Here is a 15061-nt window from a genome sequence, read left to right on the forward strand (position 1 = left end):
CTGCTGTTACTGAACCTAGGTAGCGAGATAAAAACCGCTCTCGCAGCTCTACTCATCTCTCGAAAAGTTCCGTAAATACGCCATTTTTAGGCGTTTTCACTATGTACATCTCACTACCTGCGTTCGGTTAGAGGAGATTATTTATTATCAATACTCTCATCTATTATTTTCTCCTGTACAGTTTTATCGTTTCCTTTACAACTTCATCCCAGTTGTATTTCTCGCAGATAAAGTCAGCTGCCTGATTCTTCATTTTCATAACCATTTCTGGATGGTCACAGGCCTCTTGCAGTTTTTCTCGCAAGTCCTCTACATCTGACTTTTTGAAAATCAATGCCTTATCTTCTACAACCTCTGCGCATTCTGGAATATCGGATACCAGACAGCAATTGCCGTAGCTCATTGCCTCCAGCAGACTTAATGGCATTCCTTCCAGATCGGACGGCAGCGTGTAAATGTAAGCATTGCTGTATAGTTCATCCAGCATTGCTCCCTGTACAAACCCGGTAAAGAGAATCCGAGCGTCGCCCTTCGCCAGGTCTTTCAATTCCTCCATAAAGGAATCCGTATCGCTGGAGCCGCCTGCGATGACCAGCTTTTTATCCGTCTTGACATTCTTGAAGGCCTCAACCAGATATCGAATGCCCTTTTCCGGTACCAGACGACCGAGGAACAATATGTATGAGTCTTTTTTCAGTCCAAAATTATCGGTGATTAACTTTGCCTCCCGAACCTCTGGCCGATTGACACCATTAGGGATAAAATGCGTCTCCCTCCCGTACGTATCCATGAAGTACTTCTGAACGCCTTTGCTTAAAACGATGATTTCGTCCGCATATTTCACGGCGTTTTTTTCGCCGCCACGAATGAACTTGGATGCAACGCTTCCGCGCCACTTCTCGCGGGCCCAGTCCAAACCGTGAATAGTGCTGATTACACGCTTGCCAAAAAGTTTTGGTATCCAACAGAAAAAGGCAGGGCCTTCTGCATGGATATGCACCACATCGTATCTTCCAAATGCACTACAAAGTGCTGCAAAAAAGGAAGAGCTTACCGCTGCAAGTCCCTTCTTCTCAATGGTCGGAACAACCTTTTGACGGATACCATCATATTCAATTGTTTTGTCATACTCTGCACCGCTCACATGATGGCCTGCTCTATTGTAGCAAGTCACATCACAACCATTCTGTGTCATTCGGGTGCATAACTCCTTTACAACAATCTCTATCCCGCCTTCACGCGAAAGACGTTTCTGTCCGAAAACCGCAAGTCTGATTTTTTCTTCCATTACTTCTCTCCAACCGTCATTCCATAGTTTCTATTCTTGTCCTAGGCTTATACACAATCCCAGCAGTTCTTTTCCTTAAATTGTCATGCTCGTCTTTCACTATTCACCTTTCCTACTTCATAGCACAACAACAAGCCTGTATACAGATTGCAGCAACAATCTATACGCAGGCTTGTCCTCGTACCTCCTCATTCTGTTTTCTGCTCTATCAGCTTTCGCTGTGGTGGGTTAAGTATAGAGCGCAACCAGAAGCCATTAACTCCCGAAAACACGCAGGTCATAACGCACCATGACAAGCAGAAACAAGTTGAGGTGAAAAGGTCAAGCCGCGCAAACCCGCATGAAATCAGGCTTTTCTCTGGTTGTCCATATTCAACTCCACCATAGACCATCAGACCTCAACTGATTTTGTTGAGTAGACATTTATTATCCAAACATCCAATCCGTCTCTGGGCTCTTCTTCTACCGGTCATTACATCGATCCATCCTCCTTCAAAACCACCATCACCGTCTTCACCAGTATCTTGATATCCATCCCGATATTCCAGTTACTGATATACTCTCGGTCAAGCCTTACAACCTCTTCAAAATCGGTAATGTCACTCCGACCGCTTACCTGCCACATCCCGGTAATCCCCGGCTTGATCGCCAGCCGGGCTTTATGATGCAGCTCATAAAGATTGGTTTCCGAAATCAACGGCGGGCGCGTGCCGACGATCGACATATCACCTTTCAGCACATTGAAAAACTGCGGAAATTCATCTAAACTGGTACGGCGGATGAAATCGCCGATTCCGGTCTTGTGGCTTCCATCCGGCAGGATCTTGTTTCCGATAACACGCGGATCGAAATCAAGTTTGAACATCTTTCCATCGCCAAGTCGGTTATCTTTCATCAGCTCTGCTTTTCGTGCCTCGGCATCCATGTACATGCTTCTGAATTTATACATCTTGAACCGTTTTCCGTTTTTACCAACACGCTCCTGGGCGAAGAAGATCGGTCCCGGGGACGCCAGGTAGATTGCTGTGCCGACAAACGGAAGCAATAGTACTGTAATTGTGCAGCCGACCAGACCGCCCATGATATCCATTGCGCGCTTTAAGAAAAGCTGGAAGGAGGACGCATAGTTGATGCTGGTTGTCAGCACCGTGTACGGTCCTATCTTTTCGACAAACTGTTTTTTCCCCGGCTCACTCATTACCTTTGCCAGACCCAAGTGCACCGTCACGCCGGTTTCCATCAGCTGGCTTAAAAGCTTTCCCGGATACGGCACCTCGTCTGAGGTGACCACCAGGACTTCATCGATCCAGTCCTGACAGACATAGTGCGGAATACCCGCTTCCTCTGCCACGACCGGAACTCCATCTATTTTCTCTCCGACGGAATATTTTCCACCTCCGATGAGAGAAACACCTGCAACTATATATTGTGCATAGTTATTTTCTTTAATTGTTTTGACGACGCGCTCGACGACATCTTCACTCGCTGCAATCAGAAGGGCGCTTTTTCCCTCGTCGCTCGTCTTTTTCTTCTGTAGGTGCCATTTCCAGAGCTCCCGGACTGCATATGCCACAACGCTGTAGCATACCGGCATCAGAAGCAATACCGGCCTCGAATAGTTCTGCCCTTCCTGTAAAAGGAACAGATATAAAAGTGCAATTCCTTCTATAAAAACTGCCTGCTTTACCGTCATGGTAAATTCCCGGAAATGTCCTCTCCGTATCACGCCTTTCATCGTTTCCCGGCATATGAGCAACATCAGATCTGCCAGTCCCAGAAACATAGCCACATTCCGATATAAGATCGGTGTGTATATATCCCATCCATACCCACTGCACGCATATGCAAGCGTCAGTGCTACCTGCAGGCAGAGTATATCCAGGATGATAAAATCAACGTGTTTCATCCAGCCGCCCGAATTTCTTTTGTACATACTTCTTCCCCCTTGTCAATTTTTGCCCTGTTCTCTGGATGAAACCTATATTCCAGATAAATCCCTTATCCGTTTCCGGCAAAATCAACGATATTTTGTTTTCGGGTATATTCCGCCAGTTCGTTTTCGTTCCGATAATCTAACGAATCTGACTTTCTTATTTGACATTGACGGGTCATGACCATCTATCTATATTGGTCTTGTAATGGTCTGTCCCACTCAAAGTTAGAAATTTAGAAATTATTTTTATTGTTTAGGGAAGCAGCAGGCTTTCCCAAACAGGTTCCTGCCGCTTTCCGCCTATCTACAGATTAGTTCTTATGAACCAGTGTAAATATAGCATTGCCCGGCATCGTAACGTTGATTGTGTTGGTCGCATAATCAACACTGTTTACAGCTGCCAGTTCCCATGCATGGGTTGTCTCATTGTAGAAATACAGCTGGATGTTCTGAGCATTGCCCAGGGCTGCAACTGAAATATTGACAATCACTGCTTCTTTCGTTACAGCGCCGTTTGCATCAGTTGCCTGCAGCTGCTGTGCCGGCATCAGCGGAGAGTATCCAACCAGAGCCGGATCACCGGTTACACGGTACAGTGGGATACCTGCATTGATCTCAAATACTTTCTCAGCAACTGCCCAGCTGTTGCCGTCTTTGATCTGCTGATCGGATGCAAATCCAACTGCATTGTTGCTTCCAGAAGTTCCCTGGGAAACAGTGATTCCGTTGGAACCATTCTGTCCGTTGTTCTTGATACCTGTGGTGGTCTTGTTTGTGATGGTTCCTGCATTCACATTCAGACCTGCGGACTTGGAAGACGCGCTTGAGCTATGTCCTCCTCCGTGACTAACCGTCGCGTTTGTGTTCGGGCTTCCGGCAGCCATGGCCAGAGTGCCCGGCACTGCCATGATAGCGGCTGCTACCAGAAGTGCTGCGTACTTCTTTTTCATTGTACTTCCCTTTCCTTTCCAGCTTTTTAAGCCTGCGCCTTTTAAGCTTTTTCTTTATAAAAAAGATTGATAACAATCTCTTTTAACTCATCCATATCCGGATAAAATTCTTCGAATTTACCCTGATAAATCTCTCCCGACAGCTCGATAAAATCGCCGTCCTCCATGGTTTTCGGGCTGTTTAACATTGCAAGTCCCATGTCCATGTACTGGTCTTTTGCCATATTGGTGATCGCCTTTTCCTGGATGCCATCTACCAGGCGCGTAATCGTTGTTTTATCCGCTGTCTGGCTTTCTTTGGCTTTCTGAATAAAGGATTTCAGATATCCTTTCTGACGGTGCAGGCGCACTGTAGCAGAACCATCTTCGTTGATATCTCGGAACCGGACGTATTTCTCCGTCAGGTCACCGTTCAGAGTGACGGTTTCTCCCATCTTGAAATCGTCAGGATATTTCTCTGCGACCATCTCATCTTCAACCGTGATGGGTACGCCGCCGACCGCGTCGTTAAAATAGGGGATGGAGTCCATATTGACGGCAAAGTATCCGTCTATCTGAAGTCCAAATAGCAGCTTAGAAAGCGCTCCCACTGTCAGCTCACAGCTTTTTTCGCGTCCGTCCCCGAACGCATAGGCAAGTGTCAGCTGCTTCGTCTCGGTTCCGATTGGGTTTCCAAAATAATCAAAAACCTCGATCTCTGTCATCGTATTTCTCGGAATTAACACAATCTGTGCCTCATCCTTGGCAGCGTCCTGCGCCACTAAAAAGAGTGCATCGGCGTCTCCGCCTTTTCCGGCGACGTTCTGGGCTTCCATCTCCCCCTTGGTATCAACACCTATGCAGAGAATCGCCCGCATCGCCGTGTTGCGGCGGTATTTTTTGCCATTCCAGGTCAAAATTCCATTTGCAAGGTCTTCTTCCTCCTGGCTTTTTGCCTGATCACGGGCTTCAATCGCACGGATTGCCGCTTCTCTTTCTTGATATTTCTGATAAACATGAATGCCGCCCGCTACACAGGCGATTCCTGCCACCGCCCAGGCGATCCACCGGATCATTTTCTGCTTTCTCATTTGACTGGCTCGTTTTCATAATATTTTGTATATTTCGAATATTTACCATAGTATCTGTGATAGTAGCCGCTGCCTGCCATGTCCACACGGTTCAGCACCGCGCCGAGAATCCGGCAGCCGGTCCGCTCCAGCTGGCTTTTGGCTTTCTGCACCAGACGATAGCTAAGCGCACCGCTCTCGACTACCAGGATCGCTCCGTCGCAGCGCTGTGCGATGATCGCACCGTCAATGACACTTCCGAGCGGCGGCGTATCGATGATGATCGTGTCGTACTCATTTCTCGCCCACGCGATCAGCTTACTAAATGCATCCTCGCTCAGAAGCTCTGCCGGATTCGGTGCCATCGGACCGGAGAAAATGATATCCAGGTTCGGCAGGTTCGTGTGATACAGAACCTCCCCTAAAAGCCGCTGCCCGGTCAGGTACTGTGTCAGTCCGTAAATCTGCTGTCCGCCCCCGAAACGGGATACCAACACGGATTTACGGATATCCGCATCGATAAATAACACGCGTCCCTCGGTCTGTGCCATCGAGATCGCAAGCTGGGAGGAGGTCTCACTCTTTCCTTCATCCGGCATTGCACTGGTCAGCATGATGACCTTGAGCCCATTTCCGGAAAACTGGATGTTGGTACGGAGTGTTTTCATTGCTTCCTCATACTGATAATCTCTTTTCTCATCCTGTATGATCTGGATGAATCCGTTCTGAATTGCCATGGTCTCCTACCTTTCCTTCTTATTTTTTCCGGCAAATGGATTGATGATATCCCAGATACCAGAGGTACGTTTTACCTTCTTCTCGCCCCGTCCGTGGATCTTGCTCTCTGGGAGCGTTGCCAGTACCGGCAGTTCCAGATATTTCTCCACATCTTCTTCCGAACGGATGGTGTCATTCAGGATAACCGTCAGTGTAATGTATCCGCACACGATCACTGCGGCAATCAGTGCGCCGATCAGCGCGTTTTTCGTATTGCTCGGGCTGGTTTTCTGTTTTGCCACCTCACCGCTCTCGATGAGTTTCGGCGGCGTCATTTCCATGATCTCGCCGACATAGTCGGATGCCACCTTTGCGGTCATATCGACAATTTTTTTTGCCATCTCCGCATCCGGATCCAGTGCAGAAATGTTTAAAATACGAGTATCCGACGGGTTCTCCACCTTAATTTTTCTGACCAGTTCTTTATAATCCATATCCAGATGAAGCTTATCAACCACCTCTTCCATAACGGAACGACCGGTGATGATCGTCTTGTAATCCTGTGTCAGCTGCGTGCCGATCTGCAGATCGGCTAACGAGGTCAGCGTTGTCTCTTTCGTCAGTACATAAATCTTCGCCGTTGAGCTGTACTGCGGTGTGAGCAGAAAATAGCTGTATGCTCCGCCGATTCCGGCTCCGAGCACCGCCACTGCAATGATGACCCAGAGTTTCCGGAGTAATGCATAAAAGATTTCACCCAGATCGATTACTTCCTCGTCTTCCCATTCTTGTCCTTGATTTTTTCTCTTTTCCATACCTTCCTTTTCCCTTTTCGTATTGTTTTTATCTGTCAGACATTGTTACAATGTTACGGTTCACGCATACATGCCCGGTAACGGAATTTGTCAATGTTCTGTAACCACGTGATTTCGAAAAACATTTGCATTTTTTCGCAAACATCTATTCTTTTACAATTTCTCATCCAGTATGATCTTTTCCGGATTTTCGATCGACAGCTGTCTGGCAAGTTCACTGCCTCCCTTTTTCCGGATCCATGCGATGGCTTTCGCACTGTTGGGAACCCGGTGGCGGTTGCCATGCATGTCGGTTCCCAGAAAACTGATGTAACCGGCTAGAAGTGTCCGGCGGCACCACCTCCGGTCCAGGCGCTCCCTTATTTTCCAGAAATGGCTCAGTTTCGTGAGGCTTCCGTAGTTCATCTGGAGATACGCGCCTTCCTTCATTAGCTCTTCCAGGCGTCCTTTTTCCCGCAGACACTGGTACCGCTCGATATGTGCCAGCACAGGCAGATAGCCCGCCATCGTCAGCTCCCGGACAGCGCCCTCGATCTGGCTCCAGGAGGATGTCGGCAGAAACTCGGTCAGCACGTACCGACTGCCCGCCAGTGTCAGAAGCTTTCCTTCCCGGAGCATCTCGACCATGCCTTCGAAGTATTGGATTTCCTGCCCCCGGTAGAGTTCAAGATCGGGCATCGCCTTCTGGACACGAGCCGCCAACTTCTCCATAAGCTCTTGTATCTGCTGCGGTTTTGTCCGCCAGTGATACGCTACATAGTGTGGGGTGGCTATCACCTTCCGGACGCCCTGCTTATAAGATCTCCGAAGCATCCGGTAACTGAGTGCCATTTTCTCTGCCCCATCATCTATCCCCGGGAGCACGTGTGTATGGATATCCACCACACCCAGCTCTATCTTGTCCGGTCTTCTCTGCGTTTTGCGCGCCATTGCACTTCTCTCCTTAGTCAGTCATTTTTCTGTCTGAATACACGCGAAATAGACAGCTTACACCATCGTTTTTTGCTGTCCACCTACTTCGTCCTGTTCTGATATTGCTCTAAAAATGTGTCATAATACTTTTTCTCTGCTTCCAATCTGGCTTTTACTGCATCCTCATAGTCCACAAATGTCCCAAGGTTATAAACTTTTCCCTGGAACCCGATGCTGGCACGCCATTTTCCATTTTCTCTCCGGTATACACCTCGGTGTCCACTGGTGTTGTTCACTGCCTCTTTCCGGCTCGCGATCCGCTCCAGACAGGTATTTTCTGCAAAATGGATGGATTTGCGCATATTTACTTTTCTCTGTTCCTGCCTAAGGCAGCCACAGCTTCTGGTTTTTCCCAAGCGCAGGTTTTCTTTCTGACAGACACAAAGCTTGCCACAGTCACATTGGCAGAACCACAGGTCTCCCTGGGCTGCCAGTTTGCCTCCCTCTGCAGAAGCCCCGCCTTCTTTTACCACCTCTAAAAGAGGAGAATATTTCTCCCACGGACCAAGAACCTGTAGGCGTCCATAGCGCTTGCCTGTCAGATCCAGCCAGCCGTGTACCTGTTTTCTTTTTCGATAGCAGCCGCAACTTTTGGTGTGTCCTGTCTTCAGATGCGTCCCGGCTACAGAACATATAGTTCCGCAGTCGCATTGACAAAGCCAGTAGGAATGTATGCTTTTCCTCGTATCATCTCTTTTTAAAACCAGAAGATGATCGAACTTCATCCCAACGAGGTTTTCACGTCCCATATACTCCCACTGTACCACATAATATGTATTATGTGGTGCGCGGTCTCCTCCTGTTTTTATAATCAACATAATACTACCATCTAAAGACAAAAAAAACAATCCCTTAGAAGCATATCAGCATAATTTTATAAACTTATGAGTTGCAGGGATTTTGAAAAATTCAGTAAAATCCAGCATTTTTGAAAAAGAAATACCTCTGCTTATTTCTGTATTCCCCTTATGTGCCACATAATACATATTATGTCGTCCTGTTTTTCTGACAATATAAAACAAAATCCCAGAAAAATGGAGGCTTCTATCATGCCTTGTATTTTGTGCAATAATGATTCATTACATTTTTATAGCACATTTATATTTTGTACAGTTGATTTTGTGTGGTTTTCTTTATTTTTATCTTGTTCAACCTTCTGACTGCTACAAAATCAAAAAAGGATGCATTTCCTGTGACCAGATCCTTCAACCATGTTTTTCCATATTCGGCCGGAATATCCACATAAACGGGCATCCCATCCGTATTATAAATACATGTTTTTGCTTTTTGAAATGTCTTTGTTCCAGTTAAGATTTCTGCCGTTCTTATTTTTATCCCTAAAACTTTCTATTTTAACTTTATCATATATACATCTATTCCAAAACCACTTCGACGCAAACGGTCAAACTTCGACCTAATTGGTATCTGGGGATCAAAAAAATGCCGCCTTACGCGACATTTTTCTGAATCCGAATCTTATATTTAATTTATAATCACACCTCCAGCTTCCGCTTCTTTGCCAGCTTCTTCATCTCCTCCGCATTCTGCCGCACGGTCTCGGTGATCTCCGCGCCGCCCAGCAGTCTCGCAAGCTCGTCCACCATCGCCTCGCGGTCTAAGGCGCGGATGGAGGTTGCCGTCCGTCCATCGGACGCGGATTTGCGGATCTCGAAGTGCTGGTCCGCCATCGCCGCGATCTGCGGCAGGTGCGTGATGCAGATGACCTGACGGCATTTAGAGAGGATCCGCAGCTTCTCCGATACCATCTGTGCAGTCCGCCCACTGATACCGGTGTCAATCTCATCAAAAATCAACGTTGGAACCTGATCGGTCTCCGCCAGCACCGTCTTGATTGCCAGCATGATACGCGACAGCTCACCGCCGGACGCCACCATACCGAGCGGCCGAACCGGTTCGCCCGGATTCGTGGAAATCAGGAATTCCGGCTCGTCGATACCGCCCGCCGTGAAATGATCCAGCCGCCTAAACTCCATCTCAAACTGCACATCAAGGAAATTCAGTTCCCGAAGCCCGTCTGCGATCTTCTCCACCAGCTCCCCGGCAAACTGCTTACGCGCTGCTGACAATGCCTCGGAATGTTCTTTCAGTACTGCTTCCGCCTGTTCCAGTTCTTTTTCCGCCCGTTCCCGAAGTTCATCGTAATTCTCCAGTTCCTGCAGTCGCGCTTTCTTTTCTTCCAACGCTTGAAGTACCTCCGGGATCGTCTTCCCATACTTGGTTTCCAGGCTCCGGATCAGGTCAAGCCGCTCCTGTGTCTCCTGAAATGCCGCTTCGTCAAAGGTCATATCGTCCATATATCCGGCGATCTCCCTGGAAAGATCCGAAAGAAGGGAATCTACATCGCACAGCTCGTCACGGATCCCCTTCAATCCCTCGTCAAATGCCATCGCACCATCGATCTCACGGAACGCCCGCGACATCGCATCGCCGGACACCGCGTCATATGCCTGTGAAAGACTCTCAGCGATCCGTCTGGCATTGGAAAACCGCTTAAAATCGGCTGCCACCTTTTCCTCTTCGCCATCCTTTAACGCGGCATTTTCAATCTCCTCGATCTCAAACCGGCAGAAATCCATCTCCCGCAGTCTCGTCTCCTGATCGGATGCAAATGCGGCACATTTCTGTTTTAACTGCATATACAAGCGATAGGCAGCTTCCGTATTCTGTTTGAATGGGAGAAGTTTCTCCCCGCCATACGCATCGAGGATTTCCAGATGTTTTGACGCATTCACCAGCGACTGGTGTTCATGCTGTCCGTGCAGATCGATCAGAAGACCCGTGATCTCCCGCAGCCTTGCAGCCGTTACCGTCTCGTCGTTGATGCGGCTGATGCTCCGGGTCGGTGTGATTTTCTTAGAAATGATTAAAATTCCCTCTTCATCAGGGTAAACATCATGTTCCTTCAGCTGCTCGCGCTTTCTCTCATCATCGATGGAGAAAACCAGTTCAATGTAGGCGCTGTCACAACCCCGGCGGATCATCTCTTTCGGTGCTTTTCCGCCCAGCGCGATCTGGACCGAACCGATGATGATCGATTTTCCGGCTCCCGTCTCACCGGTCAGAATGTTGAGTCCGTCCCCGAACTCCACCTCCGCCGAATCGATCAGAGCCAGATTTTTCACTCGTAAATGATAAAGCATCCGCTTTCCGTTCCTCCTTATCAGCGGTTCCCGCAAAAAATGCGTGAACCCACCTTACCTCATCCCGCAATCAGCTTGCGGATCTTGTCCATCAGAACGATCGTATCGTCCACCGTACGGACTGCACACATGACCGTATCGTCCCCGGCGATGCAGCCGACAATCTCTGAAAAATGGATGGCGTCGAGCGCTGCCGCGACTGCCATCGCCATGCCTGACACCGTCTTGATGACAAGGATATTCTGCGCCATATCCATGGAAACGAAGCTATCGTGCAGAATACGGGTATATTTATCATTGAACGCCGTCTGAGGATGGAAAACCGCATATTTCTGTCCGCCGTTTTCTGTCTGGATCTTAGACAGCTTTAACTCCCGGATATCCCTGGAAACCGTTGCCTGCGTGACATTGTATCCCTCTTTATTCAGATATTCCGCCAGCTCTTCCTGCGTTTCAATCTCATATTTTCCAATCAATTCCACAATCTTGCTGTGACGTTCCATTTTCATGGCTCTGACTCCTTTTATATCTGTTTCATTTTGTTCCGTATATTTTCCAAAAATGGCACCTGTTTGAGCTGTATCAATGTCGTCTCGATCTCTGATTTTGCTATCTCGATTGTATCACCCGGCTCAATATCAACCACCGTATCGCCGTCAAAGCTCAGCGAAACCTTCGTCCGCCCGGTCGTCTGAATCCGCAGACTCAAATGGCTATCCGGCGGCAGAACGATGCTGCGCGAATTGAGTGAATGCGGGCAGAGAGGCGTCAATACCAGCAGATCCGCCTCCGGCGCCACGATCGGACCGCCCGCTGACAGGTTGTATGCCGTCGAACCGGTCGGGGTCGCAACCACCATGCCGTCCGCCGAATACTCATTAAACAGCTGTCCATTGACAGCCAGCTCAAACCGGAACGCATCGATTCCCATACGGTTCAGGACGATATCATTCAGCGCGATATCCTCCATGACGACCTTCCCGCCGGAAATCACGCACCCCTTGAGCATCATCCGGCTTTCCAGACGGTAGTGATCTTCCATCAGATCCCGCATGGCAGGCAGAATGTCCTCCTCATGCCCGATCTGCGTCAGATACCCCAGATGCCCCATATTGATGCCAAACAGTGGAATCTTCCGTCCCGCCAGATCACGCGCCGCCTGAATCAGCGTTCCATCACCGCCCAGACAGATCACACAATCTGTATCCTCCGGCACCGTCCGGCGATCGGTATATCGGTATGCCGCAGCCACTTCTGCGTCCCTGCGAAGTCCATCATGGCGATCCAGACGGATGCAGCGGCAGCCCTGTTCCGCAAAAAAGCTGCAAATCAAACCAGCTGCCTCCTCTACGCGCGGCTTTTCGCGGTTTACAATCAGATAGAAATTTCTCATGTTTTGTCTAACTCCCTGTGAGCTTCCTCAACAACCTGTTCCGGTGAAACCGGACACTCTTTTTCCGCTTTTGCAAGTGCTTCCTCACCAGTCACAGTTTCCTCCGATGCCTGCTCCGGTTTATGCAGGTACAGGAGGTACTCGATATTTCCCTCCGGTCCCTTGATCGGGGAAAATTCCAGATTCCGGATCTCAAAACCGATCTCTGCCGCATATGCCATCACCATCTGAATGACCTCCAGATGCGTGCTCTTCTCGCGGACAACGCCCTTCTTTCCGACTTTCTCACGTCCCGCCTCGAACTGCGGCTTGATCAGTGCAACCACCTCGCCGCCCGGGCTTAAAATCTCCTTGACCGGACCTAAAACCTTCGTCAGGGAAATAAAGGAAACGTCGATCGAAGAGAAATCTACCGGCTCGCCGATATCCTCCGGTGTCACATAACGGATGTTTGTCTTCTCCATGCAGACCACACGCGGATCATTGCGAAGTTTCCACGCCAGCTGTCCATGTCCTACATCGACCGAAAACACCTTGACCGCGCCATTCTGCAGCATACAGTCGGTAAATCCGCCTGTGGACGCGCCGACGTCCATACAGACCTTTTGATCCAGCGTCACTCCGAAATGCGTCATCGCCTTCTCCAGTTTCAGACCTCCGCGGCTCACATATTTTAAGGTAGATCCACGTACCTCGATCTTCGCATTTTCATCGAAGGTCGTACCCGCCTTGTCCTCTTTCTGATCTTCTACATATACAATCCCGGACATGATGATCGCTTTCGCCTTCTCACGGGATTCTGCCAGACCTCTCTTGACGAGAAGTACATCTAACCGTTCTTTCATTCTATGTTCTTCCTTCCGCTGCTGCCACTCTTTTGTTTCCCATCATGCTTCCGCGTCAGTCTGCAGCACACCTTCACGTTTCAGCTGCGCCAGAATCGAATCACTGTCAATTCCCAGCTCATTCCGGAGCACCGACACATTTCCGTGTTCGACGTAGGCATCCGGCAGCGCTATATTAACTACCTTGATCTGCGGATAATGCTTCTGTACATAATCCGTCACCCGCTCGCCGTAACCGCCGCGCAGGACATTTTCCTCCAGTGTCACGATCGTATGATGCGTTCCAGCCAGATGGTCGATCACGTCGGTATCCATCGGTTTCACAAACCGCCCGTTGACCAGCGTACACGGCTGCCCGGCACTCTTTAATTTCTCCCGGATATGCTCTGCCGTGCTGACCATACTTCCGACTGCCAGAAGCGCCGTCCCGCTCTCCTCATACAACATCTCGCTGACGCCATACTCAACCGGTGCCAGAAATTCCTTCAAGCCCCGGTAGGCCTCGCCCCTCGGATAACGGATCGCAATCGGTCCATCGTAGGAGATGGCAAACTGCAGCATCTTTTCCAGTTCCCAGCGGTTCTTCGGCGCCATCACGCTCATATTCGGCACAGAGGAGAGAAATGTCAGATCAAAAATACCCTGATGCGTCTCCCCATCGCTTCCGACCAGTCCCGCGCGATCCACGCAGAACACAACCGGAAGATTCTGGATACAGACATCGTGAATGACCTGATCATATGCCCTCTGTAAAAAGGACGAATACACCGCCACCACCGGTTTCAGACCGGCTGCCGCCATACCTGCCGCCGAGGTAACCGCGTGTTCCTCCGCGATTCCCACATCGAAAAAGCGGTCCGGATATTCTTTCGAGAACCGTTTGAGCCCCGTTCCATCCGGCATCGCCGCTGTCACCGCCACGATCTTCGGATTTTCCGCTGCCAGACGGCAGATTTCTCTGGAAAATACATCTGTATAGCCCGGATGTTCCTTTTTCCGGAGCGGTTTTCCCGTTTCAATATCAAATGGTTCAACTCCGTGAAATGCCGACGGATTCTTCTCCGCCGGACGGTATCCCTTGCCCTTTTTCGTAATCACATGGATCAGTACCGCGCGGTTGATCTTTTTCGCCTCGCTGAAAATACGGATCAACCCCTTAATATCATGTCCATCCACCGGTCCCAAATACGTGATTCCCATATTTTCAAACCACATGCCCGGAATCAGAAGCTGCTTGATGCTGTTCTTTGTCCGGAGCAGCGTGCCGACCAGATCCGAACCGATCATCGGGATACGCGATAACGTGCCCGCCACATTCTTCTTCAACAGATTGTAGCCCTCATCTGCACGAAGATTATTCAGATACCGCGACATACCGCCGACATTTTCCGAAATGGACATATTATTATCATTTAAAACAATAATAAAATTCGTCTTGAGCCGTCCCGCATTGTTGAGCGCCTCATACGCCATACCGCCGGTCAGCGCGCCGTCCCCGATGACGGAAACGATCGAATAATCCTCGCCCAGCAGATCGCGCCCCTGTGCCATACCAAGCCCCGCCGAAATCGAAGTCGAGCTGTGTCCCGTGTCGAACGCATCAAACGGGCTTTCCTTCCGCTTCGGGAAACCGCTCAAGCCCCCATACTGGCGCAGCCCATCAAAATTATCCTTCCGCCCGCTTAAAATCTTGTGCGTATAGGACTGGTGCCCTACATCCCAAATAATCTTATCCTTCGGAAGATTCAGTGCGCAGAACATTGCAATCGTCAGTTCCACCACGCCTAAATTGGACGCCAAATGACCGCCTGTCCGGCTTGTCGTCTCGATCAGAAACTCGCGGATTTCCGCCGCCAGCTCCTTGCGTTCTTCCTCGCTCAACCGTTTTACATCCTCCGGTCCTTTTATCGTATCTAATACCATTCTTTCATCCCCCAA

At 49.3% G+C, this 15061-nt stretch carries 13 protein-coding genes; all 13 read right to left on the reverse strand.

Features of this window, described 5'->3' with window-relative positions; translation table 11 throughout:
- Positions 1-163: 163 nt before the first annotated feature.
- A complete protein-coding gene (locus tag C7U56_RS04300; protein WP_107000281.1) occupies positions 164-1288 on the reverse strand; it encodes a glycosyltransferase family 4 protein in 1125 nt (374 codons plus the stop codon).
- A 472-nt stretch (positions 1289-1760) separates the two neighbouring features.
- Positions 1761-3221, reverse strand: coding sequence for a sugar transferase (locus C7U56_RS04305; RefSeq protein WP_107000282.1), 1461 nt, complete (start codon positions 3219-3221; stop codon positions 1761-1763).
- A gap of 311 nt (positions 3222-3532) precedes the next feature.
- Positions 3533-4171 carry a hypothetical protein gene (locus C7U56_RS04310; protein ID WP_107000283.1) on the reverse strand — a complete coding sequence of 213 codons (639 nt, stop codon included), beginning with the start codon at positions 4169-4171 and terminating at the stop codon, positions 3533-3535.
- A 41-nt stretch (positions 4172-4212) separates the two neighbouring features.
- Positions 4213-5241: an LCP family protein gene (locus tag C7U56_RS04315; protein WP_107000284.1), complete on the reverse strand. Its 1029-nt coding sequence runs from the start codon at positions 5239-5241 to the stop codon at positions 4213-4215.
- Positions 5238-5957 (reverse strand): CpsD/CapB family tyrosine-protein kinase, encoded by a 720-nt coding sequence (locus tag C7U56_RS04320; RefSeq protein WP_107000285.1) that lies wholly within the window; start codon positions 5955-5957, stop codon positions 5238-5240. The genes C7U56_RS04315 and C7U56_RS04320 overlap by 4 nt, the downstream gene beginning before the upstream one ends.
- A 6-nt stretch (positions 5958-5963) precedes the next feature.
- Positions 5964-6752 carry a YveK family protein gene (locus tag C7U56_RS04325; protein WP_107000286.1) on the reverse strand — a complete coding sequence of 263 codons (789 nt, stop codon included), beginning with the start codon at positions 6750-6752 and terminating at the stop codon, positions 5964-5966.
- Between the two features lie 153 nt (positions 6753-6905).
- The gene (locus tag C7U56_RS04330; protein ID WP_107000287.1) at positions 6906-7682 is read right to left on the reverse strand and encodes a CpsB/CapC family capsule biosynthesis tyrosine phosphatase; all 777 of its coding nucleotides are present in this window, start codon (positions 7680-7682) and stop codon (positions 6906-6908) included.
- Positions 7683-7765: 83 nt separating this feature from the next.
- Positions 7766-8542, reverse strand: a complete 777-nt coding sequence (locus tag C7U56_RS04335) for an AP2/ERF family transcription factor (RefSeq protein ID WP_146143906.1) — start codon at positions 8540-8542, stop codon at positions 7766-7768.
- A gap of 675 nt (positions 8543-9217) precedes the next feature.
- Positions 9218-10885, reverse strand: coding sequence for a DNA repair protein RecN (recN, locus tag C7U56_RS04340; RefSeq protein ID WP_107000289.1), 1668 nt, complete (start codon positions 10883-10885; stop codon positions 9218-9220).
- Positions 10886-10944: 59 nt separating this feature from the next.
- The gene (gene argR / locus C7U56_RS04345; RefSeq protein ID WP_022359930.1) at positions 10945-11394 is read right to left on the reverse strand and encodes an arginine repressor; all 450 of its coding nucleotides are present in this window, start codon (positions 11392-11394) and stop codon (positions 10945-10947) included.
- A gap of 14 nt (positions 11395-11408) precedes the next feature.
- Positions 11409-12278, reverse strand: a complete 870-nt coding sequence (locus tag C7U56_RS04350) for an NAD(+)/NADH kinase (RefSeq protein WP_107000290.1) — start codon at positions 12276-12278, stop codon at positions 11409-11411.
- The gene (locus C7U56_RS04355) at positions 12275-13123 is read right to left on the reverse strand and encodes a TlyA family RNA methyltransferase (RefSeq protein ID WP_107000291.1); all 849 of its coding nucleotides are present in this window, start codon (positions 13121-13123) and stop codon (positions 12275-12277) included. Before C7U56_RS04355 ends, C7U56_RS04350 begins: the two co-directional genes overlap by 4 nt.
- 42 nt (positions 13124-13165) lie before the next feature.
- Positions 13166-15046, reverse strand: a complete 1881-nt coding sequence (gene dxs, locus C7U56_RS04360; protein ID WP_107000292.1) for a 1-deoxy-D-xylulose-5-phosphate synthase — start codon at positions 15044-15046, stop codon at positions 13166-13168.
- Positions 15047-15061: the final 15 nt, after the last annotated feature.

The organism is Clostridium fessum, assembly GCF_003024715.1.
GTDB classification, from domain to species: domain Bacteria; phylum Bacillota; class Clostridia; order Lachnospirales; family Lachnospiraceae; genus Otoolea; species Otoolea fessa.

Coding starts and splice junctions, on each gene's coding strand:
- C7U56_RS04300 (WP_107000281.1), bottom strand. CDS start 1,288: ATGGAAGAAAAAATCAGACTTGCGGTTTTCGGACAGAAACGTCTTTCG.
- C7U56_RS04305 (WP_107000282.1), bottom strand. CDS start 3,221: ATGTACAAAAGAAATTCGGGCGGCTGGATGAAACACGTTGATTTTATC.
- C7U56_RS04310 (WP_107000283.1), bottom strand. CDS start 4,171: ATGAAAAAGAAGTACGCAGCACTTCTGGTAGCAGCCGCTATCATGGCA.
- C7U56_RS04315 (WP_107000284.1), bottom strand. CDS start 5,241: ATGAGAAAGCAGAAAATGATCCGGTGGATCGCCTGGGCGGTGGCAGGA.
- C7U56_RS04320 (WP_107000285.1), bottom strand. CDS start 5,957: ATGGCAATTCAGAACGGATTCATCCAGATCATACAGGATGAGAAAAGA.
- C7U56_RS04325 (WP_107000286.1), bottom strand. CDS start 6,752: ATGGAAAAGAGAAAAAATCAAGGACAAGAATGGGAAGACGAGGAAGTA.
- C7U56_RS04330 (WP_107000287.1), bottom strand. CDS start 7,682: ATGGCGCGCAAAACGCAGAGAAGACCGGACAAGATAGAGCTGGGTGTG.
- C7U56_RS04335 (WP_146143906.1), bottom strand. CDS start 8,542: ATGTTGATTATAAAAACAGGAGGAGACCGCGCACCACATAATACATAT.
- recN (WP_107000289.1), bottom strand. CDS start 10,885: ATGCTTTATCATTTACGAGTGAAAAATCTGGCTCTGATCGATTCGGCG.
- argR (WP_022359930.1), bottom strand. CDS start 11,394: ATGAAAATGGAACGTCACAGCAAGATTGTGGAATTGATTGGAAAATAT.
- C7U56_RS04350 (WP_107000290.1), bottom strand. CDS start 12,278: ATGAGAAATTTCTATCTGATTGTAAACCGCGAAAAGCCGCGCGTAGAG.
- C7U56_RS04355 (WP_107000291.1), bottom strand. CDS start 13,123: ATGAAAGAACGGTTAGATGTACTTCTCGTCAAGAGAGGTCTGGCAGAA.
- dxs (WP_107000292.1), bottom strand. CDS start 15,046: ATGGTATTAGATACGATAAAAGGACCGGAGGATGTAAAACGGTTGAGC.